Genomic DNA, 20,286 nt, shown 5'->3' with positions numbered 1-20,286 from the left:
GATGGACTTGCGGAACATTCAATCTGGGAAGGTCGCATGAATTCGGATTTTGCCGTTCGTTCGATGCGGCCCGGCGAATTGGAACTCGTGCTCGAATGGGCGCGTCAGGAGGGGTGGAATCCGGGTCTCGATGATTCGATTGCATTCCTCGAAGCCGATCCGTCGGGATTTTTCGTCGGCTCTATCGGTGAAGTCCCTGTCGGCTCGATCTCGGTCGTCAAATATGGCGACAGCTTCGCCTTTCTCGGCCTCTATATCGTCCACCCGGATTTCCGCGGCAAGGGTTACGGCAAGGCGATCTGGGAAGCGGGGATCGCCACGGCGGAAGGTCGGACGATCGGTCTCGACGGCGTTGCCGCGCAGCAGGGGAATTATCGCAAGGCCGGCTTCGATCCCGCCTATTCCACCATTCGTTACGGCGGTGTTGCCTCCTCTTTGCCGGCCTCGACGCTTGTCGCGCAGCCGGTGCTGGATTCACGCCTGGAAGGGTTGCAACGGTATGATGCGGCGGTCTTTCCGCAGCCGCGGGATGCCTTCCTCGCCGCCTGGTGCACCAGCCGCAAGGGGCGGCGTACGGCCGTGGTCCGCAAAAGCCACAAGATCCGCGGTTACGGCACGATCCGCCGCTGTTACGAAGGCTACAAGATCGGCCCGCTTTTCGCCAACGATGCAGACAGCGCCGCGGCGCTGCTTGCCGAATTGATCCCCGAAGCAAAGGGGGCTCAGATATTCATCGATATTCCCGCCGAAAACCGCGAGGCGATCGCGCTTGCCGAAAGCATAGGCCTTCAGCCGGTGTTCGAGACCATGCGGATGTATCGCGGGCCGGCGCCAGCCATCCCGTTGAAACACGTCTTCGGCGTGACGACGCTGGAGCTTGGTTAAGCCTAATCCACGGGTGAGGCAGGCACGGTGGGAGCGGACGCTTTCGGCCGGCCCCTTTCGGCGATCGCGATGCCGCCCAGCGTCAGCATCAGCGCTACCATATGGAAGGACTGAAGCCTTTCTCCGATCAGTACGACGGAGAGCAGTGTTCCGAATACTGGCACGAGATTGATGAAGAGACCGGCGCGGTTGGCGCCGATAGCCTCGACGCCCTTGATATAAAGGATCTGCGCCAGCAATGAGGGGAAGATCGCCGTATAGAAGGTGATGCTCCAGCCGGCCTGGTCAGGCCACTGCGCCGCGCCGCGGCCAATCTCCCAAAGAAGCAGCGGGAGCGAGGTCAACATGGCGGCGAGGGCGGGGAAGGCCATCAGCGTGCGCCAATCGACCGCCGGTTTCCAGCGCAGGAAGATGGTGTAGAGCGCATAGGCGGCAATGGCGATCAGCATCAGCCCGTCGCCGCGATTGAGCTGCAACTGCAGCAGCGTGGCCAGGTCGCCATGGGCGGCCGTCAGTGCCACGCCCAGCAGCGTCATGCCGAAGCCGAGACATTGCGCCAGCGAGATGCCGGTGCGGAAAAAGAAGAAGTTCAACAGGAAGATCAGCATCGGAATGCCGGCCTGCTCGATGGCGACGTTGATCGCCGTCGTATATTGCACCGCCGAGTAGAGCATGGCGTTGAAGAGTGTATAGCCGATGGCGCCGTAGCAAAGGAGCAGGGGCAGGTTTTTCCTCGCCACGGGCCAATCCTTCTTCAGTTGCGGCACGGATATCAAGGCGATGAGCGCGACGGCGAGGAACCAACGCAAAAAGGTCAGCATCATCGGGCTGATATGGCCGACGGCAAGTTTGCCGGCGACGGAGTTGCCACCCCAGCAGAGGGTGGCAATGACGAGGCAGATATAGGCTGTGGCTTGCAAGAGCGTTCTTCCTCGTCTTTTGCGATCGATAATCGGCTTTTTCCCAGGGGAAATAGACTGCCGGCTGCTGATTTGTCACGTAAAAAGCCCAATCGGCTGTGACAACAGGGTCGCTTTCCCAAAAACAAAGCTTTATAGATGCGCGGGTTTGAGCAGGTGTGCGGTTTTCCGCCGGTAACAGGAAGAGTTGGATGACGAACGTAGTCGTGGTCGGTTCGCAATGGGGTGACGAAGGCAAAGGCAAGATTGTCGATTGGCTTTCGGAACGCGCGGATATTGTCGTGCGCTTTCAGGGCGGACATAATGCCGGCCATACGCTCGTCATCGACGGCACGAGCTACAAGCTCTCGCTGCTGCCCTCCGGCGTCGTGCGCCCCGGCAAGATGGCGGTGATCGGCAACGGCGTCGTCGTCGATCCGCACGCGCTGATCGCCGAGATCGAAAAGCTGTCTGCCCAGGGCGTGACGATCAGCCCCGATAATCTGCGGATCGCCGACAATGCCACGCTCATCCTGTCACTGCACCGTGAGCTCGACGCGATGCGCGAGGATGCAGCCTCCAACAGCGGCACCAAGATCGGCACGACGCGCCGCGGCATCGGCCCGGCCTATGAAGACAAAGTCGGCCGCCGCGCCATCCGGGTCATGGATCTTGCCGATCTCGACAGTCTTTCCGGCAAGGTCGACCGCATTCTGACGCATCATAACGCGCTTCGCCGCGGCCTCGGCGTCGCCGAGGTCAGCCACCAGGCGATCATGGACGAGCTCACCTCGATCGCCGATCGGGTGCTGCCGTACCGTGACACGGTCTGGCTTTTGCTTGACAAGGAGCGCCGCAAGGGCGCCCGCATCCTATTCGAAGGCGCGCAGGGCAGTCTGCTCGACATCGACCACGGCACCTATCCTTTCGTGACCTCCTCCAACACCGTGGCCGGCCAGGCGGCCGCCGGTTCAGGCATGGGACCAGGCTCGCTCGGCTATATCCTCGGCATCACCAAGGCCTATACGACGCGCGTCGGCGAAGGCCCGTTCCCGACGGAGCTGACCGACGAAATCGGCCAGTTCCTGGGTGAGAAGGGCCATGAGTTCGGTACCGTGACGGGGCGCAAGCGCCGCTGCGGCTGGTTCGACGCAGCACTGGTGCGCCAGTCGGTTGCCACCAACGGCATCACCGGCATCGCGCTCACCAAGCTCGATGTGCTCGACGGTCTCGAGGAATTGAAGATCTGCGTCGGTTATATGCTCGACGGCGAACAGATTGATCATCTTCCCGCAAGCCAGGGAGCGCAAGCTAGGGTCGAACCGATTTATGTCACGCTCGAGGGATGGAAGGAATCGACCGTCGGCGCCCGCAGTTGGGCGGATCTTCCGGCGCAGGCGATCAAGTATGTCCGACAGGTCGAAGAATTGATCGGGGCGCCGGTCGCGCTCCTTTCCACCAGTCCGGAGCGGGACGACACGATACTTGTGACCGATCCGTTTGAGGATTAAGGTCACGGCCCACTGTGGAGGACAGTTCGGCAGAAGGCCGGACTTCTTGAGAAAGTAAGAATGGCGGATTTTATTGCAGTTATTCGGCGGGCTGTCGACGGTCTGGCTGAAAATACCCCCGAGATGCGGGTGAAAGTCTACGAACGTGCTCGCGGCGCAGTGCAGCGGCAGCTCGAGAACATGAAGCCGCGTCCGCCGGAAGCCATGCTGCAACGCCAGCTCGAAAAGCTCGAGGCCGCCATTCGCGAAGTGGAGGCTGAACACTCCGAAGCGTTGCCCCTCGAGGCGGCGGCTGGCGCCGGTGCTGAGCCGGAAACCTTGGAAGAACAAGCGGTTCCTGACGAAAGCACGTCGCCGCCTGCGCCCGAGACGGCTGTCGACGCGCCGGCCGGTGATGCCGATGCGGGCTTGCCGACGGCTGACGCCGTCCACGAGCCCGATCACCTAGAAGCCGACGCAGGGCAGGAAACTGAGGAAGAGGTCGCGGCCGAGGAGCCCCTTTCCGCGGAACCGGAGCCCGAACACACGCCTGTTTCCGCTGAGACAGCTGCACCCGCCGAGACCTATTGGCATCCCTCACACGAGGAGGAGGCGCCGGCCGAGGAATGGCATGCCGGCGAGGCGCGTGACGTCGCCGCCGAAGAAATGCAGCCGGAACATCACGGCTTCGAAACGCCGCCTGCCGGTCATTCCTACGAGGAAGCCGACGAGCATCGTGCCGATGAGCAGCATTCCGTGGCGGCCGAGGAGATCCCGGCCGAACCGGCGATGGCGGAAAGCCATGAGCCGAAGGCCGAGGCGGCTTACGAGTCCATCGAGTCGTTTCAGCCGATCACACGCGGCATGGAGCATGCATCCAACCGGCTCGTGGAGCCGGTCGCCGATTTCGATCGTGCGCAGGAATTCGTCGAACATAGCCGCGAGGAGCCGCTGCAGGCCGATGCTGCCGGACATTTGGATCCTGTCTGGGCCGAGCCTGCCGTCGAGACGCCGGCTCCGGCGCCCAAGGATGCCGAGACCGAATGGGCCGAAGAGGAGCTCCGGCAATATTCGGAAACGGCGCCAGTTCCCGCCGACGCTTCGGCGCGTGCCTTCGAAGACGTGATATCGAGTCTCGAGAAAATGACGCCCGCCGCTGTCATGCCGGTCGCCAAGGAAGCTTTTTCCTGGGAGAAAGCTGCCTTCGACGACCTGCCGCCGATCGAGGCGGGCACCGACAAGAAAACGCCGGTTTCCTCGCATTTCGACGACGTTGATATCTTTGCGGAGGTGCACGACGGCAAGCCTACACCCCCCGCCGGCGCGCCGAGCGAGGGGTGGCGCGAAGCGAAGGCCCTGCGTGGCTATGACCGCCGCGGTCCGATCGCCACTGACGATGACGACGGCAATCCGGCGATGGATATCGATCAGATCGTCGCCTCGAAGCTGCAGGGCAAGAATTTCCGCATGGAACCGAAGCGCCGCCGCTTCGGCATCGGCACGATAATCACTCTCCTCTTCGCACTTATCCTGATCGGTGGCGGCGCCTATGCCGGCTGGATGAACAGAGAAGCGCTGGTGGCGATGGTCGATGGGCTTGTCAGCTCGGCGCCATCGCAAGCTACGAGGAACGAGGCGGCAATGACGCCGGCGGGGTCCGAGACGCCGGCCCAGACCACGCCGACGCCAGCCCAGCCAGCTGCGCCGGAAGCGCAGAATACGCCGCCGGCACCGGCACAGCCGAACCAGCAAGTGGCGTCATTGAACAATGACGGCGCGGCGGCCAATTCCAAATTTACGCAACGACTGCTTTCCGACGGAACTGAAGTCGATAGCGGCCCGGCGACGGTGCCGGGAACGCCGACGGCCGAAGGAAAATCGGTGGCCGAGCAGAACGTCGCGGCAGCGGATACGCCGGCGGCCAGTGCGCAAGGCGATGCGGCCCCGCCCGAAACGCTGACGCCGAACGGTCCTGCGGCATCGCCGCAGCAGGCTGCTCCGGTTGGTTCGTCGGAAAAAATGTTCCTCTATGAGGAGCGTATCGGCCAGAGCTCGCCGACGGCGATCGAGGGAACTGTTGTCTGGAGCGTCCAGCACGAGGCCGGCCAGAACGGCCGGCAGGAAGCGACGATACAGGGCAATGTCACCGTTCCCGAGCGCAACCTCTCGGCTCTCGTCACCTTCAAGCGCAATTCCGATCCATCGCTGCCGGCGAGCCATCTCGTCGAGATCGTCTTTTCGGTGCCGCCCAACTTTGAAGGCGGCAGCATCGAAAGTGTCCAACGCATCTCGATGAAGCGCACCGAGCAGGATCGCGGCGACGCGCTGATCGCGGTTCCGGCCAAGATTACCGATGATTTTCACATGATCGCGCTCAACGACTACCCCGATGCGCGCAAGGCCAACCTCGATCTGCTGTCGACCCGCAACTGGATCGATATTCCGATCACCTACCGCAACGGCCGCCGCGCGCTGCTGACGATGGAGAAGGGGGGCACGGGAACGAATGCCTTCAATACAGCCATCAAGGAGTGGACTGCACTCGGGGATGTCTCGACGAGCCAGTGATGGCGGATGCTTCGTTTTTCTTGAGACATTTGTTGTCGGGCGAACTTAACCGTTTGCTCCCTCTTCTCCCCGCTGGGGAGAAGAGATTCGTTGTAACGTCCTGCCTTGCTAAGACATCTGCGGACAGGTTGGATGATGGCGCACCGCACGCTCCAATTGACAAAACAAAAACGCCACCTCCCGCATCCGGAAGGTGGCGTTTCCAACTGTACGTTCAATTCTATCAGGCCGTGGCTTCGACGACGCGGATGGCCTTGGCGCGTTCCAAGGCCTCCTTGCGAACAGCATCCTGCACCTTTTCAAAGGCGCGGACTTCGATCTGGCGGACGCGTTCGCGGCTGATGTCGAACTCGGCTGAGAGATCTTCCAGCGTCACCGGGTCCTCGGCAAGGCGGCGGGCCTCGAAGATGCGGCGCTCGCGTTCATTCAGAACACTCATCGCTTTCGCCAGCATGCGCCGGCGGGTTTCGAGCTCATCCTGTTCGATCAGCACGTCTTCCTGGCTCTCGTGGTCGTCCACAAGCCAATCCTGCCATTGACCGCTGTCGCCTTCGGCCGCCTTGATCGGCGCGTTCAGCGAGGCATCGCCGGAGAGACGGCGGTTCATCGAGATGACCTCCTCCTCCGAGACGTTCAGCTTGGTGGCGATTTCCGAGACGTGCTCCGGCTTCAGGTCGCCGTCGTCGATCGCCTGGATGCGGCCCTTCAGCCGGCGCAGGTTGAAGAACAGGCGCTTCTGGTTGGCGGTCGTGCCCATCTTCACCAGCGACCACGACCGCAGGATATATTCCTGGATCGAGGCCTTGATCCACCACATGGCATAGGTGGCGAGGCGGAAGCCGCGTTCGGGATCGAATTTCTTGACGGCCTGCATCAGACCGACATTGCCTTCAGAGACGACTTCGCCGATGGGCAGGCCGTAGCCGCGATAACCCATCGCGATCTTCGCGACGAGGCGAAGATGGCTGGTGACGAGCTTATGGGCAGCGTCGCGGTCGCCATGCTCGGCATAACGCTTGGCCAGCATATATTCCTGCTGCGGCTCCAGCATCGGGAATTTGCGGATTTCGTCGAGATAACGGTTGAGACCGGCTTCGCCGGCGGTAATGGACGGCAAGGTATTTCGGGCCATAGTGCACCCTCCTAAAGTGAATTCCGGCTCCCGATGGAAACGCGCCCCCGCGTTAAAAGGCGAACCGGGACGTGCGGCTTTTGTTCCAAGCCCGCACTAAGTCTATATACAGATAAGTATGGCGAAACGGCGGTTCAAGGTGCCGCTCACGCAGGTGTGAGGCGGCGAGCGCGGTGTCCCGAAGCCGTCTTTATTGCCGCAATGCCTCGACCAGTTTCACCATGTCGGCCGGCAGCGGTACTTCGAAATGCATGAGTTCGCCGGTGCGGGGATGCTCGAATTGCAGCATGAAGGCATGCAGTGCCTGACGGCCGAACCCATTCACGACCTTGCGGATCTCTTCGGGCAGAAGATTGGCCTTGGTCCTGAAGCCGGCGCCATAAACGGTGTCGCCAACGAGCGGATGACCGATATGGGCCATGTGCACGCGGATCTGATGGGTGCGGCCGGTTTCCAAGTGGCACTCGACCAGCGAGGCGAGCGCGGTCGCGTCAGGGTTCTCCTGGAAGCGCTCGATCACTTCGTAGTGGGTGATTGCCGCATCGGCATCCTGGCTGTCGGGGCGCTTGACGGCCCGGCGGGTGCGGTCACCGGTGGCGCGGCCGAGAGGGGCATCGATTGTTCCCGACAGAGTGCGGGGACGGCCCCAGACGACTGCCCGGTAGGCCCGCTCCAGCGGCATGGTGCGGCCGTGGTCGGCAAATTGAAGCGAGAGGTGGCGATGGGCGACGTCGTTCTTGGCGACGACCATGACTCCTGTTGTATCCTTGTCGAGACGATGGACAATGCCGGGACGGCGCACGCCGCCGATGCCGGAAAGCGTATCGCCGCAATGATGGATCAGCGCGTTGACCAACGTTCCTGTCCAGTTGCCGGAGCCGGGATGGACGACCAGACCTGCCGGTTTCGATATGACGATAAGGTCATCGTCCTCATAAAGGATGTCGAGCGGGATATCTTCGCCCTTTGGGGTCGGGTCTTCAGGCTCGGGCAGGGTGATTTCGAAGCTGTCGCCGACGCGCACCTTGCGCTGCGGATCGGTAACCTGCTCGCCTCGCAAAGAAACCCGCCCCTCCTTGATCAGCGCCTTGATGCGGCTCCGGGAAAAATCCTCACCGACCTGCGCCGTCAGCCAGGCGTCGAGCCGGCCTTCGGCGGTTTCATCGGCGGTGAGGACTTTTCTAATGCCGCCTGCTTGTTTAAAGGGGTCGCTCAAGACGCTTCTTCTCCGACGTATTTTTAGAACGGAACGCACAGATGACAGCAATCGAGCCAGACGACCAGGAAGAGAAGCCCCTTGATCCGGCGATGGAAAGTGTCCGGCGCAAGATGGTCCGCCTGCAGATTGTTTCCGGCGCCATCATGTTCGTCAGCCTTATGGCGGTCTTCGGCGCTGTTGTCTACAAGACGATGCGCGAGCCCAAGGAGACCGCGTCCACTGCCGCAGCCTCCGGTGTGCCCTCGGATGCACCGCTCGCGGCGACCCTTTCCCTGCCGCTCGGGTTCAAGGTGCAGTCCACCTCGTTTTCGGCGGGACAGATCCTGTTCTATGGAGAAACGGTTGAAGGCACGAGGAAGGCGCTGGTATTCGATCTGAGGACCGGCCGCACGGTCGCCGACGTCACCGTCGCGGGGAATTGAGGCGGGATGGCCGCCCCGATCGTCATCGACAGTGCCAACGATCCCCGCATCGCTGAGTTTCGCGCTATAAGAGAGCGTGACCTGACGGGCCGGGAAAATCGCTTTATCGCCGAAGGCACTGTCGTGCTGCGCATGCTCGCCGAGGCGCATGCGGCACGTCGCGGCTTCTCGGCCGAGAAAATCCTGCTGCTGCGCAATCGCGTCGACGGCGTGCAATCCATCCTGGAACGGTTTCCGGCTAGTGTGCCGGTTTATGTCGCCGAGGCTGAAGTGCTCGATGGTGTCGTCGGCTTTCATCTGCATCGCGGCATTCTCGCCCTCGGCAAGCGAGAGGACCGCGGCGAGGCAGCACTTCTCGACGCATTGCCGGAACGGGCGCTGGTGTTGGTCGGCTGCGGCATTTCCAACCACGATAACGTCGGCTCGATGTTTCGCAATGCTGCCGCCTTCCGGGCGGATGCCGTGCTGCTCGACAAAACCTGCTGCGATCCGCTCTATCGCAAGGCATTGCGTGTATCGGTCGGCTCGGTGCTGAGCGTTCCGCACCGGCGCGGCGGCAAGGCGCTGGACCTGCTTCTGGCGCTTGCCCAACGGGGCTTTACCATCTGGACGCTTTCGCCGCACGGGAAGACCGACATCCGCGCCATTCCGGCTGCGGCACGCATGGCGCTCGTCATCGGCACGGAGGGGGAGGGCTTGCCGGAGGCATTGCTGGCGCGCTTTCAGAGCGCCCGCATCCCGCAATCGGACGAGCTCGACAGTCTCAACGCGGCGACTGCGACGGGGATCGCATTGTTTTCCATGGCCTCGACCATGGGGCGGATATGAGCTTTAACGCCCCGGATCGGCGATGATGGCGGCCGCCCTGTCGGCAAGGCTGACGCGATCGCTCGGGTTCTTGTTGCCGGCGTCCGGCAGCAGCGCGTGGATCGGTGAGGAAGGGCCTTCGTTGAGTGCGGTCAGCGCCACCATATTGGCGGCGATCGCGGCAATCTCTTCGCGGATCGCGCCATCGCGTCCAGTGACGGACTTTGCCTTCTGCAGGCGTTCGGCAAGGGCGGCGCTGCGCTTGCGGACATCCTCGCCTATCTCAGCCGTCACAGCGGCGGTGTCGAGCACGGATGCGGCCGTGTCTTCGGCCGTCAGTTCCGCCGGTAGTTCCGCCGCTATCTTGGTCAGGCCAGCGTCGCGCAGCACGCGGTTAATCTTGCGGATCTCGGCATTGGCGGCTTTCAACTGCTCCTTCAACTTGGCGATCTCCTGCTGACGGCGAGCGAGCTGCGTTTCCTTCTCGGCGGCGGAAGCGCTTTCGCGCGCAGCCTTGTCCTCCAGGCGGATCACCATATGCTGCTGCTGCGTCAGTTTCTGTTCGGCATCCCTGGCCCGCTTCTGCAGCAGGTTGACGTCCTGGCGCAATGTGTCGCGTTCGTCGCGCAGTGCGTTGGCGCGGAATTTCAGGCTTTCCGCTTCGGTCTCACGCGCGGCGAGATCGATTCTCAACCCGTCGGCCTGCTCGCTGAGTTTGCTCAGCCGCGTCCGCATTGCCGTCAGTTCGCTCTCCTTGTTGGCGGCGGATTGTTCGGCAATATGCAGATTGGTCTTCAACTGGCTGATATAATTCTCATCTTTGCGCAGGTGCGAGCGCTGCTCGGCCGCCTCGACATGCATCTCGCCGATCTGGGCCTGCAATTCGCCGATCTCGGCGGCGAGCCTCCCGGCATCGACGGCGAGCGCATCGTGGCGCAACTGGAGCGACAGAGATTTCTCGCGCTCGCGCAAAAGGTCCTGGGTGGTGCGGGCATTTTCGGCGGCATGAAGCGCGCGCACCATATCCTTCTGGGCGCGAACCTCCTGCGGGCTCAGCGGCATCGTCGCCTTGAGACGGTTTTCGGTATACCAGACAATGCGGCGATGAACGGCCGGCGAGACCAGAAAGACGAGGAAGGCCGCGGTCAGGAAGCCCAATCCGAACAAGAGAGCGTATTCGATCACGGCGCGGCCATCGATTCGACAGTTGATGCGGGGTCAGCCGCGATGATTAAGCAGGCATGGCGCGCATGGCAAGGCCGCCGATGCCGGCGGCCGCCGATTCCTGCCGCTTTAAGGCCTCAGAAGGGGTTCCAGGTCGGCGCCTGGGTGATCTTGAGATAGCCGACATTGACCCCGAGGCGGGCGCCGACGCCGGTGCGGATCGGCACAACCAGCACGTCGTTGTTTTTCAGCACCGTCATGCCGAAGCCGGCGATCACATAGGCCGAGCCGCTGACGCCGCCGAAGCGGGCATAGATGCCGTCGATGGAGGGCAGGTCGTAGACCAGCATCATGACGCGCGAACCCTGGCCGCCATAATCGATGCCGAGAGACGGGCCCTGCCAGTAGAGCGGATGCTCGCCGGCGTTCTTGGTGTTGAGTTGGCCTTCGCCGTAGGTGAGACCGGCGATGAAGGCGCCGCCGCCTTCCTGCCCGAGAATATAACCGTTCGGCAGACCATATTTCTGGAAGGCGCTCTCGACCACCTTGGCAAGGCCGCCGCTGGCAGAGCCGAAGAAGGAGTGGCCGGCATCGATGATCTCCTGCATCGTATACTGACCGTTGTTCTGGGCGGCGGCCGGCCCGGCAATCATCAGCGAGGAGAAGACGAGGGCCGAAAGCAACCTGCAGAAGCCAATGAATCGGTGCGGAAATCGAAGGCGCATGATGTCATCCGTTCGTCGTTTGGCTGGAGCGGGCACCCGCTCGCGTCGATTGCTGCATTTTGCGCCGATGATCTTAACAATCGGTTTACCAAATATGGTGTCATTATGGCACTGAATACGATCGCAAACTTCGCGCAATTTTGATGAAGCATATTGCGGGCGCGATGAGATTGCCGCCCTTCAGGAGACGATGATGTCCAAGAACCCGAACCTCACCCTGTCCGGCCCGGATCTGGCCGCGCTTCTCTGCAGCCGCGTTTGCCACGATGTCATCTCGCCCGTCGGCGCGATCAACAACGGTCTGGAACTTCTGGATGAAGGCGGTGCTGATTCCGACGCAATGGATCTGATCCGCACCAGTGCGCTCAACGCGTCCGTCCGTCTGAAATTCGCGCGCCTCGCCTTCGGCGCATCGGGTTCAGTCGGCGCCTCCATCGATACCGGCGAGGCCGAGCGGGCCGCCAAGGATTTTGCGATCGCCGAAAAGAAGACCGAGGTGATCTGGAACGGACCGCGCGCCATCGTGGCCAAGAACCGCGTCAAGCTGCTGCTCAACCTCTTCCTCGTCGCCTATTCGGCGATTCCGCGCGGCGGCGTGCTCGAGGTAACGCTTGAAAATCCCGAATTCGACGCCAAGTTCACGCTCACGGCGAAAGGCAAGCTGATGCGTCTGCCGCCGAAATTCGTCGAGATATCGACGGGCACGATCGAGGAAGCGATCGACGCCCATTCGATCCAGCCGTACTACGCCGTGCTTCTGGCCGAGGAGTGCGGAATGACGCTCGACCACAGCGCAAGCCCGGACGAACTGGTGTTCACGGCGACGGTTGCTGCGGTCTGATTTTCGGCGTGCAGCAGCATGCTCTCGCCCGTCTGGTAACGATTCCTTAGCCTGATGGACCTATTCTCTTAGGTTGTGGAAGACCCCTCGTTGCGACGAATGCGGGGAAAGGAGTAGTCATGCAAAGGTTCATGATCACCGATAATTCGGACATTGTCCGTAAGGTCGGCAAGCGCATTCTCTCCGAACTCGACTTTCTCGTCAGCGAGGCCTCCAATGCCGCCGAGGCGCTGCAGCACTGCCAAACAGAGTTGCCGGAATACCTGATCGTCGATTCCGGCATGGAAGGGGCGCTCGACCTCATCGCGGCCATCCGCGCCATGGACGGCGGCAAAGAGGTCAAGATCTATTACTGCGTCATCGAGGCGGATCTGAAGAAGCTGATGGCGGGTAAACGAGCCGGCGCCACCGATTTCCTGCTGAAGCCGTTCGATCGTAAGATCCTAACCGCCGTTTTCGGAAACCGCGCGATTGCTGCCTGACAGCAGCTTTCTTCCGGGCCGCATCGGCCGTCCCTGAGCATAGTGCCGAAAGCGCCGCCGGGCTCAGGCTGACGCTGCGCTTTTCCCTGACCGGGATATCAACCTGTTCGGCCAGATCAGCCGGGATCCCTTTAACGGCGGCAGCGCCGGCAGTACAAACGAAAAATCCCGCCGAAAGGGCGGGATTTCGTCATCCGATAAGGGGGATCGGAAGATCAAGCGGTTTCCGCATATTCGGTGCCATCCGGCTCGCGAAGAACGTAACCACGGCCCCAGACGGTTTCGATGTAGTTGGCGCCGCCGGCGGCGTTGGCCAGCTTCTTGCGCAGCTTGCAGATGAAGACGTCGATGATCTTCAGTTCCGGCTCGTCCATGCCGCCGTAAAGGTGGTTCAGGAACATTTCCTTGGTGAGGGTGGTGCCCTTGCGGAGCGAAAGCAGCTCCAGCATCTGGTATTCCTTGCCCGTCAGGTGGACGCGCTGGCCGCCGACTTCGACGGTCTTGGCGTCGAGATTGACGATCAACTCGCCGGTCATGATGACTGACTGGGCGTGGCCCTTGGAGCGGCGAACGATAGCGTGAATGCGGGCGACCAGTTCATCCTTGTGGAACGGCTTGGTCATGTAGTCGTCGGCGCCGAAGCCGAGGCCGCGAACCTTGTCCTCGATGCCTGCCATGCCCGACAGAATGAGGATCGGTGTCTTGACCTTGGACAGCCGGAGAGTGCGGAGCACTTCATATCCGGACATGTCGGGCAGGTTCAGATCGAGAAGGATGATATCGTAATCATACAGCTTGCCCAGATCGACGCCTTCTTCACCGAGATCGGTGGCGTAAACATTAAAACTCTCTGATTTGAGCATCAATTCGATGCTCTGCGCCGTAGCGCTGTCATCTTCGATGAGAAGTACCCGCATAATTATCCCCTTTACCGCCGCCGAAAGGTGGCCTGGCCCCCTACACGCTACCCGAACAAGCTACGTGATTTGGAAGCTGCCACGAAATGGTTAACAAATTCTAATTCACTCTGGCAAGGAGTATCGAATTTATTAAATAATTTTTCCATTTCTCTGTTTTCCAATAGGAATCTCAAAAAGGCGTTCCTCAACGTTAACATTAGGAAACAGCACTAAGTGATTCATCCGACTCGCCAATGAAAAGGTTCGAACTTCATGCCGTGGCATTTACCGACCCTTAAATCATCGGGTCTATCATTAACGATGCCCGTAAACGAAAGGTTACCAGCGGTAGGTTTTTGTTAATATCGCAGGAAATTTTTTAGCAAACCGTGTCAAAGCGGCGCGCAGGGCGGTTTCAAGTTGAGCCGGGGTCTCGCATCACGGGAGTAATGCGTATGAAGTCGCGAGAAAGTCTCGTTCGCCTGAAACAGTTTCAGGTGAACGAAAAACGACGTCAATTGCAGCAATTGCAGATGATGATGTCCGAATTCGAACGGATGACGAAGGATCTGGAGAGCCAGATCGTCGTCGAGGAAAAGAAGTCCGGTATATCCGACCCGAATCACTTTGCTTATCCGACCTTCGCCAAGGCCGCGCGTCAGCGGGCCGACAACCTGCAGGTTTCGATCAAGGAACTGAAGATGCAGGAAGAGGCGCTGGAACTGGCGCTTGAGGAAATGCAGGCGGAATATGCAAGGGCGACGGCGCTGGAGGAACGTGACAGCGGCGCCCGCGCCGCCAGGGCCTGAGAGAAAATGCGGGCGCCGGCGTCGGCGCCCCGGGAATTGCCACAGAGAAGCCATGTATGATGGGCGTGCGTCCGTCATACATGGCTTTTGGTGTTTCCCGCCGTTTGCGTCCGCACGCCACCGCTCCACGCGGCGACCGCTTCAGGCGCCACGAATCAGTTCACGACATCCTGCCATTCCGGATGACGTTGCGCCTGCGCCTTGAAGAACGGGCAGAGCGGAATGATCTTCCAACCGCCAGCGCGAGCCGCTTCCACCGCGCGCAGCGCCAATGCCTGGCCGACACCCTTGCCGCGCAGGGCATCAGGAACCGCCGTGTGATCGATGATGACGAGCTTCGGCGAGGTGCGCGAATAGGTCATCTCCGCCTCGTGCCCCTCGACGTCCACGGCATAACGGCCGCCGGATGCGCCTTCCTCATTTCGAATATCCATCGTCTTTCCTCGTACACAGATATTTATCGCAGCCGAGGGTGACACGGTGGCGCGGTCGTGCCAAGCCGGCGGAACAGTTCCTCAGGGAGACGCAGTGTTCATGAAAAATGTCGGATCGGCGCGATGTTTGGGGCAATGAGCGCGCTTTCGATCGTCCGCCCCGCTCTTTTCGTGGCAGCGCCGTTCCTCCTGGCGCTCGGCCTGATCTTGCCGCTGGTCCGTTTCGAGACGCTGTATTTCTTCGATCAGACCCCGTCGCTCATCGACATCGTCGTCTCGCTCTGGCAAGGCGGAGACGGGCTGCTGGCGGCGATCGTCGCGCTGGTCTCGATCGTGCTTCCGTTTCTGAAGATGATCGGGATTGCGGCGGAAGCGACGGCTGCCGGCAGCGGGGCCGGGAGCCTGTTCTATCGTCGCGTCGTGCCGCATCTGTCCAAGTGGTCAATGATGGACGTGCTGCTGGTCGCGATCGTCATTGCTGCGGCGAAGACAACGGGATTGGCGGATGCCTTCACGCAGCCCGGCCTCTGGTGCTACGCCGCCTCGTCAATAATTTCGGGCCTTCTTCATTCCCTGATGGGAGATGCGTCCGGCCCGAAATAAATGGCGACGATGGCGTGCGATCAGTGGCGATATTGCTGGATGCGCGTGGTGCGCAGTCCGGCGAGGCCGTGGCTGTTGATCGACGACTGCCAGGAAAGGAATTCTTCGACCGTGAGCGTGTAACGCTCGCAGGCCTCTTCCAAGCTCAACAGGCCACCGCGAACAGCCGCGACAACCTCTGCCTTGCGGCGGATCACCCAGCGCCGCGTATTGGGCGGCGGAAGGTCCGCGATGGTCAGGGGGCTGCCATCGGGGCCGATGACATATTTCACTCGGGGACGTATCATTTCGGTCATTGGACTCTCTACACAACGCAAGACCACGAGCGCCACTCTAGCCTGCCACATTTAAAAATTGCCTAAGCCCAACGTAAGACTTTGATAACAAATTTAGATGCCCGGAGCGGCCGGTGAACGAGCCAGGCAAAATCCCGCCAGGCACTCACGAGCACGTCGATCGCTTCTATGGCACCGGTGACGGCGACGAAGCGGACGGTTCGCCGATCTTCTGCGAGGAGGGACCGATTGCGGAAGGTGCGGCCGATCAGGAAAATTGCCGCCTCGACAGGCTCTTCCAGGTGCCCGGCCTGAAGAACGGCTTCGCCCCGCATTGCACGACGCTGACCTGAAACAATACATTTTCGCTACTCGGGCAGCCATGTCGGCATGGGAGCATTCTATGGCAATGCGCTGTGGCTGCGTGAGCTTCTGGAGCAGCTCTCAAGCAACAGCAATCCCGAAGATGGTTCGCCGGAAACGTCTAGCCGGCGGCAGATCGAAGCTGCGTTGTCGGCGAAACGCAAGAGCAGCGATGAGATCGCGATTATTCTCGATCTCTCGTCGCATGCGGTCGATGGTTATCTGAAGAGCGCGATGTCCAAGCCATATACGGTCAACCGCACGCAGGGTCGCCAGAACGGCACCGGCCGCCCTGAGGCAGCCGGTCCTTCTCATAAAAAGCCTAGAGCTTTTCCGGGTTAGATTGAAGCATTCTGTTGGCTCAAACGGAGTCGGATGGTCGACCGGCCGGCGCGCGTCGTAGCCCAGTTCTACGGCCAAGCCGGCCGGTCGATCAGCCGACTCCGTTTGAGCCAACCCGAAGGGCCGGGCATCTTTCCGCCAGGATCAGAGGCGATCGGCTCGGACATACCTTGGGGTATGCCCGTCGCCAATCGCCTCTGCCCTGACGAAAACCTGCTCCGGCAGAATGCTTCAATCTAACCCGGAAAAGCTCTAGAGCAATTCCTAGAAAAGCACGAAGCGGTTTTCCCAGGCAAAGCGCGAAGCGCTTTTGCCGGGAATTGCATAAATACAAAAGGTTATGGCGGTTCTGCGCTTCCGTGGAAAGCTGAACCGCTCTTTAAAAGCCTTTTCCGCCGGTCACTTCTGATACGACGGTCCCGACGATGATGCGCATGTCCATCAAGATCGAGAAATTCCCGACATAATAAAGATCACAAGCGATGCGGGCGCGCGCCTTGGCGGGACGATCGGTCGGACCGCGCAGGCCACGCATCTGGGCAAGACCGGTCATGCCGGGGCGCATCGCGTGGCGCTGATGATATTCAGGCACGAGCTCTTCATAGAGCATGCCGCCGGCGCGCATGCCGATTGCATGGCAGCGAGGACCAACGACCGACATGTCGCCCAACAGCACGTTCAACAGCTGCGGCAACTCGTCGATATTCGTGCGGCGCAGAATGGCGCCGATACGAGTGATGCGGGGGTCGTTCTTCACCGTCTGGGCAACGCCCGAGACATCGCAAAGATCGGTGCGCATGGAACGGAACTTGTAGACCTTGATGGCCTTGCAGTTCTTACCCCAACGGGTCTGCTTGAACAGCACCGGTCCCGGGCTGTCGAGCTTGATCAGCAGGGCGACGAGGAGAAGGAAAGGGGCGAGGACGAGGAGGGCGCTCAACGACGAAACTATGTCGAACGCCCGCTTCAGGGCTAGATCCACCAACGGCACCTGGGAGGCATCGCTATGGATGACAGGGGTTTGAATCTTCAGGCTCGGCTGCTGGCGGCGGCTCGGCCGGAAGGAATCAGTCGAAATGGTGTTGTTTAATTCCGTGATGCTCAAGGATCGTACTCTGTTGTCTTCGAGGGGCGCGGCGGCAATAGGCGATCAATGGTTTGCCCTGACCAGGGCTGCACTCAGGTGTTGGTAACCCTACTAAAACGGAAAAATGCGACAATTGTGTAATGGTGTCCAGAGAAATATCGCATCGCAACAAATCTTTCGCACTTGCGTTAAGTTGAGGCAAGCTCATGATATTTCGTTAAGAATTGCAATTTCATCAAGGTTTTTAGGCCTTTGGCAAAGGCTTCCATGGGGCTGTCCTCGTGTTGTTTCGACACGCGACCGACGGTTGGCAGACGGCATTTTTAACGAATTCCGACGTGAATTTTTTTGCCGGATATGTTCGGCCGTTCTCAAAATGTGTCAGAATATGACAAAATCAAGGCCGAATCGACAGCGCTCAAAACTGTGAGAGATAGAGAGTTAGGCCAGGCCATCACGCGACCACCTCGGCCAAATCACCTGCCGGTTTCTGCGAGGGTCTGCTGTGCGGCTCGAACGCGGCAGGGAATGCCGCGGCAGGCGCAGAACATCATAATGAGCGGGATCGCGCTATCACGGCATTTGCGAATGCCCGCGGACGGTCACGCCGGTTCGAGGACGCGTTTCCTGCCGCCCCAGGAGATGAACTTCGGGTTGGCAAAGTCGAAATCGGCCGCCGTCCCCGTCTTGCCATAGGTCAGCAGCGCCCCGTCGAGCGTCACCGTCGATCCCCCGGCGGCGCGCAGCACCGCATCGCCGGCCGCGGTGTCCCACTCCATCGTGCGGGTGAAGCGTGGATAGACGTCGGCCTTGCCTTCCGCCAGCAGGCAGAATTTCAGCGAGGAGCCGATATTGGTGCATTTGGAGATCGCGTGATCGGCGAGGAAGGTTCCCGTCTCCGGGCTGTTGTGACGAAGGCTTGCAAGTGCAAGCCGATCGTCGGGCTGCTCGCGCACGGCAATTGCGGTGCGCGCCCCGATGGTGAAGTCCTCGGTGACGTCGAGCCTTTCGGCACGGCCGCGTTCCCCTGAGAAGGCGAGCCCGAGCGCCGGCGCATAGACGATCCCGGCGACCGGGGCGCCGTTCTCGATATAGGCGATGTTGACGGTGAATTCCTGCCGTCCGTCGACGAATTCACGGGTGCCGTCGAGGGGGTCGACCAGGAAGAAGCCCCGGCCGCTGATGTCGGGCACGTTTCCAGCGGCAACCGACTCTTCCGCCACGACGGGTATATCGGGATAATCCCTGGACAGATGGGCGAGGATGATGCGTTCGGCCTCCTCGTCGGCAACCGTAACCGGGCTTGCGTCCGCCTTCATGGCGACGGGAAAGCCTTCGCGCAAAACCGCGATGATGGCCTTGCCGGCTTCGAGCGCCGCCTTTTCAAATGTCGTCAGCATTGTCCTTTTGCCGTTCGCCGCACGCGAGCGCCCGCTGTCGCTCGTCGTCAACCATCCCTGTCGCACCAGATATCGATATGGTGGTTCTCGCCGCGCCCCGCACCCCCGATAACGCAGATTGAAGATGCTACCATAAGTTCCCGCAGCTGTCAGGCGAGGGATGGCGGCATTTACCTGTGAAATACCATTCGCAAAAACTACGACCTCAAGGGTTGAATTTGCGCTTTCTTCCAGCCTTGTGGAATAGCTTACGCGGGAAGCGACACACGAAATCGAAGGCGCGCTTGCCGGATGGTTAAGCCGGCAGCAGGTTTTGGCTAAAAATGGGTCGGTCTTTGCCGATTTTCTGTGGATTTTGGTTCAAAACGCGCCAATTAGGCCTGTTCGAACAAGAATCTGCTGGAGTAAATCCTTTTTGTCTTCACATTTTCAACGAAACCGCTATGCATGCGGCCTATGAGGTTCCTTGAACGGGGAGCCGAATAACCAAAAAGAGATGCAGCATCTTCGGCTCGCATCCAGGGGAAAACGACATATGGAGTATTTCGTCCAGCAGCTCTTCAATGGGCTGACGCTCGGATCCATCTATGGCCTCGTGGCTATCGGCTATACGATGGTTTATGGCATTATCGGCATGATCAATTTCGCCCATGGCGACATCTTCATGCTCGGTGGTTTCGCCGCTCTTATCGTCTTTCTCGTCCTCACATCCATCTTCGCAGGTCTCCCGGTGGCAATTTTGCTGCTGGCGATGCTTGTCGTCGCGATGCTGATGACGAGTTTGTGGAATTGGACGATCGAGCGTGTCGCCTACCGTCCGCTGCGCGGATCCTTCCGCCTTGCACCGTTGATCACCGCGATCGGCATGTCGATCGTGCTGTCGAACTTCATCCAGGTGACGCAGGGGCCGCGCAACAAGCCGATCCCGCCGATGGTGAGCTCGGTTTACCAGTTCGGCAACATATCGGTGTCGCTGAAGCAGATCATCATTATCCTGATTACGGCGGTGCTGCTGACGGTTTTCTGGTATATCGTCAATCATACCGCGCTTGGCCGCGCCCAGCGCGCCACGGAGCAGGATCGCAAGATGGCAGCGCTGCTCGGGGTCAATGTCGACCAGACGATCTCGATCACTTTCGTCATGGGGGCGGCGCTGGCTGCCGTCGCCGGGACGATGTATCTGATGTATTATGGCGTCGCTTCGTTCGCCGATGGTTTCACGCCGGGTGTGAAGGCATTTACCGCAGCCGTTCTCGGCGGCATCGGCTCGTTGCCGGGCGCCGTTCTCGGCGGGCTGATGATCGGTCTGATCGAATCGCTGTGGTCAGCCTATTTCACCATCGCGTACAAGGATGTGGCGACCTTCGCCATCCTCGCTTTCGTGCTGATCTTCAAGCCGACGGGCATCCTCGGACGGCCGGAAGTCGAGAAGGTATAACG

The 20,286-nt window shown here is 60.5% G+C and carries 22 protein-coding genes; 12 read left to right on the top strand and 10 right to left on the bottom strand.

Annotated features, from left to right (window positions below):
- Nucleotides 1-36 precede the first annotated feature (36 nt).
- Nucleotides 37-885 carry a GNAT family N-acetyltransferase gene (locus tag AMK00_RS17195; RefSeq protein WP_064811184.1) on the top strand — a complete coding sequence of 283 codons (849 nt, stop codon included), beginning with the start codon at nucleotides 37-39 and terminating at the stop codon, nucleotides 883-885.
- Between the two features lie 2 nt (nucleotides 886-887).
- On the opposite strand, the gene AMK00_RS17190 is transcribed toward AMK00_RS17195, so the two are convergent.
- Nucleotides 888-1,805: a DMT family transporter gene (locus tag AMK00_RS17190; RefSeq protein WP_064811183.1), complete on the bottom strand. Its 918-nt coding sequence runs from the start codon at nucleotides 1,803-1,805 to the stop codon at nucleotides 888-890.
- Between the two features lie 191 nt (nucleotides 1,806-1,996).
- On the opposite strand from AMK00_RS17190, the gene AMK00_RS17185 reads away from it, so the two are divergent.
- Nucleotides 1,997-3,295: an adenylosuccinate synthase gene (locus tag AMK00_RS17185; RefSeq protein ID WP_020922114.1), complete on the top strand. Its 1,299-nt coding sequence runs from the start codon at nucleotides 1,997-1,999 to the stop codon at nucleotides 3,293-3,295.
- Nucleotides 3,296-3,355: 60 nt separating this feature from the next.
- Nucleotides 3,356-5,842 carry a hypothetical protein gene (locus tag AMK00_RS17180; RefSeq protein WP_064811182.1) on the top strand — a complete coding sequence of 829 codons (2,487 nt, stop codon included), beginning with the start codon at nucleotides 3,356-3,358 and terminating at the stop codon, nucleotides 5,840-5,842.
- Nucleotides 5,843-6,065: 223 nt separating this feature from the next.
- On the opposite strand, the gene rpoH is transcribed toward AMK00_RS17180, so the two are convergent.
- Entirely contained in the window at nucleotides 6,066-6,974 is a 909-nt protein-coding gene (gene rpoH / locus AMK00_RS17175) for an RNA polymerase sigma factor RpoH (RefSeq protein WP_020922112.1), read from the bottom strand.
- Between the two features lie 190 nt (nucleotides 6,975-7,164).
- Nucleotides 7,165-8,190, bottom strand: coding sequence for an RluA family pseudouridine synthase (locus AMK00_RS17170; RefSeq protein WP_064811181.1), 1,026 nt, complete (start codon nucleotides 8,188-8,190; stop codon nucleotides 7,165-7,167).
- Nucleotides 8,191-8,231: 41 nt separating this feature from the next.
- Between AMK00_RS17170 and AMK00_RS17165 the strand changes: the two genes are divergently transcribed.
- Complete coding sequence (locus AMK00_RS17165; RefSeq protein ID WP_064804557.1) at nucleotides 8,232-8,615, top strand: hypothetical protein; 384 nt, start codon at nucleotides 8,232-8,234, stop codon at nucleotides 8,613-8,615.
- Nucleotides 8,616-8,621: 6 nt separating this feature from the next.
- A complete protein-coding gene (locus tag AMK00_RS17160; RefSeq protein ID WP_064811180.1) occupies nucleotides 8,622-9,443 on the top strand; it encodes a TrmH family RNA methyltransferase in 822 nt (273 codons plus the stop codon).
- 3 nt (nucleotides 9,444-9,446) lie between these two features.
- On the opposite strand, the gene AMK00_RS17155 is transcribed toward AMK00_RS17160, so the two are convergent.
- Both AMK00_RS17155 and AMK00_RS17150 read right to left on the bottom strand, forming a co-directional pair.
- Complete coding sequence (locus AMK00_RS17155; protein WP_064811179.1) at nucleotides 9,447-10,607, bottom strand: hypothetical protein; 1,161 nt, start codon at nucleotides 10,605-10,607, stop codon at nucleotides 9,447-9,449.
- 116 nt (nucleotides 10,608-10,723) lie between these two features.
- Nucleotides 10,724-11,311, bottom strand: a complete 588-nt coding sequence (locus AMK00_RS17150) for a DUF1134 domain-containing protein (RefSeq protein ID WP_064804552.1) — start codon at nucleotides 11,309-11,311, stop codon at nucleotides 10,724-10,726.
- Between the two features lie 193 nt (nucleotides 11,312-11,504).
- Here AMK00_RS17150 and chpT point away from each other — a divergent pair, with 193 nt between their 5' ends.
- Nucleotides 11,505-12,152 (top strand): histidine phosphotransferase ChpT, encoded by a 648-nt coding sequence (chpT, locus tag AMK00_RS17145; RefSeq protein WP_011426568.1) that lies wholly within the window; start codon nucleotides 11,505-11,507, stop codon nucleotides 12,150-12,152.
- Nucleotides 12,153-12,271: 119 nt separating this feature from the next.
- On the top strand, nucleotides 12,272-12,634 hold the full coding sequence (locus AMK00_RS17140) for a response regulator (protein WP_064804550.1): 363 nt from the start codon (nucleotides 12,272-12,274) through the stop codon (nucleotides 12,632-12,634).
- 215 nt (nucleotides 12,635-12,849) lie between these two features.
- On the opposite strand, the gene ctrA is transcribed toward AMK00_RS17140, so the two are convergent.
- Nucleotides 12,850-13,551 (bottom strand): response regulator transcription factor CtrA, encoded by a 702-nt coding sequence (gene ctrA, locus AMK00_RS17135; RefSeq protein WP_064811178.1) that lies wholly within the window; start codon nucleotides 13,549-13,551, stop codon nucleotides 12,850-12,852.
- Between the two features lie 437 nt (nucleotides 13,552-13,988).
- On the opposite strand from ctrA, the gene AMK00_RS17130 reads away from it, so the two are divergent.
- Nucleotides 13,989-14,342, top strand: coding sequence for a hypothetical protein (locus AMK00_RS17130; RefSeq protein ID WP_064811177.1), 354 nt, complete (start codon nucleotides 13,989-13,991; stop codon nucleotides 14,340-14,342).
- Nucleotides 14,343-14,497: 155 nt separating this feature from the next.
- Here AMK00_RS17130 and AMK00_RS17125 read toward each other — a convergent pair whose 3' ends face one another.
- A complete protein-coding gene (locus AMK00_RS17125; RefSeq protein WP_064804549.1) occupies nucleotides 14,498-14,776 on the bottom strand; it encodes a GNAT family N-acetyltransferase in 279 nt (92 codons plus the stop codon).
- Between the two features lie 135 nt (nucleotides 14,777-14,911).
- Here AMK00_RS17125 and AMK00_RS17120 point away from each other — a divergent pair, with 135 nt between their 5' ends.
- Entirely contained in the window at nucleotides 14,912-15,379 is a 468-nt protein-coding gene (locus AMK00_RS17120) for a paraquat-inducible protein A (RefSeq protein ID WP_064811176.1), read from the top strand.
- Nucleotides 15,380-15,399: 20 nt separating this feature from the next.
- On the opposite strand, the gene sciP is transcribed toward AMK00_RS17120, so the two are convergent.
- Nucleotides 15,400-15,675: a CtrA inhibitor SciP gene (gene sciP, locus AMK00_RS17115; RefSeq protein ID WP_007533628.1), complete on the bottom strand. Its 276-nt coding sequence runs from the start codon at nucleotides 15,673-15,675 to the stop codon at nucleotides 15,400-15,402.
- Nucleotides 15,676-15,788: 113 nt separating this feature from the next.
- Between sciP and AMK00_RS17110 the strand changes: the two genes are divergently transcribed.
- Complete coding sequence (locus AMK00_RS17110; RefSeq protein WP_064811175.1) at nucleotides 15,789-16,007, top strand: hypothetical protein; 219 nt, start codon at nucleotides 15,789-15,791, stop codon at nucleotides 16,005-16,007.
- A gap of 37 nt (nucleotides 16,008-16,044) precedes the next feature.
- Nucleotides 16,045-16,359, top strand: coding sequence for a helix-turn-helix transcriptional regulator (locus AMK00_RS32610; protein ID WP_064811174.1), 315 nt, complete (start codon nucleotides 16,045-16,047; stop codon nucleotides 16,357-16,359).
- 379 nt (nucleotides 16,360-16,738) lie between these two features.
- On the opposite strand, the gene AMK00_RS17095 is transcribed toward AMK00_RS32610, so the two are convergent.
- Together AMK00_RS17095 and cysQ are read right to left on the bottom strand one after the other, a co-directional pair.
- Nucleotides 16,739-17,464 (bottom strand): sugar transferase, encoded by a 726-nt coding sequence (locus tag AMK00_RS17095; RefSeq protein ID WP_064804542.1) that lies wholly within the window; start codon nucleotides 17,462-17,464, stop codon nucleotides 16,739-16,741.
- 584 nt (nucleotides 17,465-18,048) lie between these two features.
- Nucleotides 18,049-18,846 carry a 3'(2'),5'-bisphosphate nucleotidase CysQ gene (gene cysQ / locus AMK00_RS17090; protein WP_064804540.1) on the bottom strand — a complete coding sequence of 266 codons (798 nt, stop codon included), beginning with the start codon at nucleotides 18,844-18,846 and terminating at the stop codon, nucleotides 18,049-18,051.
- Between the two features lie 535 nt (nucleotides 18,847-19,381).
- Between cysQ and AMK00_RS17085 the strand changes: the two genes are divergently transcribed.
- Nucleotides 19,382-20,284 (top strand): branched-chain amino acid ABC transporter permease, encoded by a 903-nt coding sequence (locus AMK00_RS17085; protein WP_064811172.1) that lies wholly within the window; start codon nucleotides 19,382-19,384, stop codon nucleotides 20,282-20,284.
- Nucleotides 20,285-20,286: the final 2 nt, after the last annotated feature.

The sequence above is a fragment of the Rhizobium sp. N621 genome (assembly GCF_001664325.1).
GTDB lineage: Bacteria > Pseudomonadota > Alphaproteobacteria > Rhizobiales > Rhizobiaceae > Rhizobium > Rhizobium esperanzae.
The sequence above is the reverse complement of the archived record's forward strand: the minus strand, read 5'-3'. Positions and strand labels throughout refer to the sequence as shown.

What these genes read in the sequence shown, in the direction of transcription:
- AMK00_RS17125 (WP_064804549.1), bottom strand. Translation starts at nt 14,776, where the DNA reads ATGGATATTCGAAATGAGGAAGGCGCATCCGGCGGCCGTTATGCCGTG.
- cysQ (WP_064804540.1), bottom strand. Translation starts at nt 18,846, where the DNA reads ATGCTGACGACATTTGAAAAGGCGGCGCTCGAAGCCGGCAAGGCCATC.
- ctrA (WP_064811178.1), bottom strand. Translation starts at nt 13,551, where the DNA reads ATGCGGGTACTTCTCATCGAAGATGACAGCGCTACGGCGCAGAGCATC.
- sciP (WP_007533628.1), bottom strand. Translation starts at nt 15,675, where the DNA reads ATGACCGAAATGATACGTCCCCGAGTGAAATATGTCATCGGCCCCGAT.
- AMK00_RS17130 (WP_064811177.1), top strand. Translation starts at nt 13,989, where the DNA reads ATGAAGTCGCGAGAAAGTCTCGTTCGCCTGAAACAGTTTCAGGTGAAC.
- AMK00_RS17160 (WP_064811180.1), top strand. Translation starts at nt 8,622, where the DNA reads ATGGCCGCCCCGATCGTCATCGACAGTGCCAACGATCCCCGCATCGCT.
- AMK00_RS17120 (WP_064811176.1), top strand. Translation starts at nt 14,912, where the DNA reads ATGAGCGCGCTTTCGATCGTCCGCCCCGCTCTTTTCGTGGCAGCGCCG.
- AMK00_RS17195 (WP_064811184.1), top strand. Translation starts at nt 37, where the DNA reads ATGAATTCGGATTTTGCCGTTCGTTCGATGCGGCCCGGCGAATTGGAA.
- AMK00_RS17140 (WP_064804550.1), top strand. Translation starts at nt 12,272, where the DNA reads ATGCAAAGGTTCATGATCACCGATAATTCGGACATTGTCCGTAAGGTC.
- rpoH (WP_020922112.1), bottom strand. Translation starts at nt 6,974, where the DNA reads ATGGCCCGAAATACCTTGCCGTCCATTACCGCCGGCGAAGCCGGTCTC.
- AMK00_RS17150 (WP_064804552.1), bottom strand. Translation starts at nt 11,311, where the DNA reads ATGCGCCTTCGATTTCCGCACCGATTCATTGGCTTCTGCAGGTTGCTT.
- chpT (WP_011426568.1), top strand. Translation starts at nt 11,505, where the DNA reads ATGTCCAAGAACCCGAACCTCACCCTGTCCGGCCCGGATCTGGCCGCG.
- AMK00_RS32610 (WP_064811174.1), top strand. Translation starts at nt 16,045, where the DNA reads ATGGGAGCATTCTATGGCAATGCGCTGTGGCTGCGTGAGCTTCTGGAG.
- AMK00_RS17185 (WP_020922114.1), top strand. Translation starts at nt 1,997, where the DNA reads ATGACGAACGTAGTCGTGGTCGGTTCGCAATGGGGTGACGAAGGCAAA.
- AMK00_RS17180 (WP_064811182.1), top strand. Translation starts at nt 3,356, where the DNA reads ATGGCGGATTTTATTGCAGTTATTCGGCGGGCTGTCGACGGTCTGGCT.
- AMK00_RS17165 (WP_064804557.1), top strand. Translation starts at nt 8,232, where the DNA reads ATGACAGCAATCGAGCCAGACGACCAGGAAGAGAAGCCCCTTGATCCG.
- AMK00_RS17085 (WP_064811172.1), top strand. Translation starts at nt 19,382, where the DNA reads ATGGAGTATTTCGTCCAGCAGCTCTTCAATGGGCTGACGCTCGGATCC.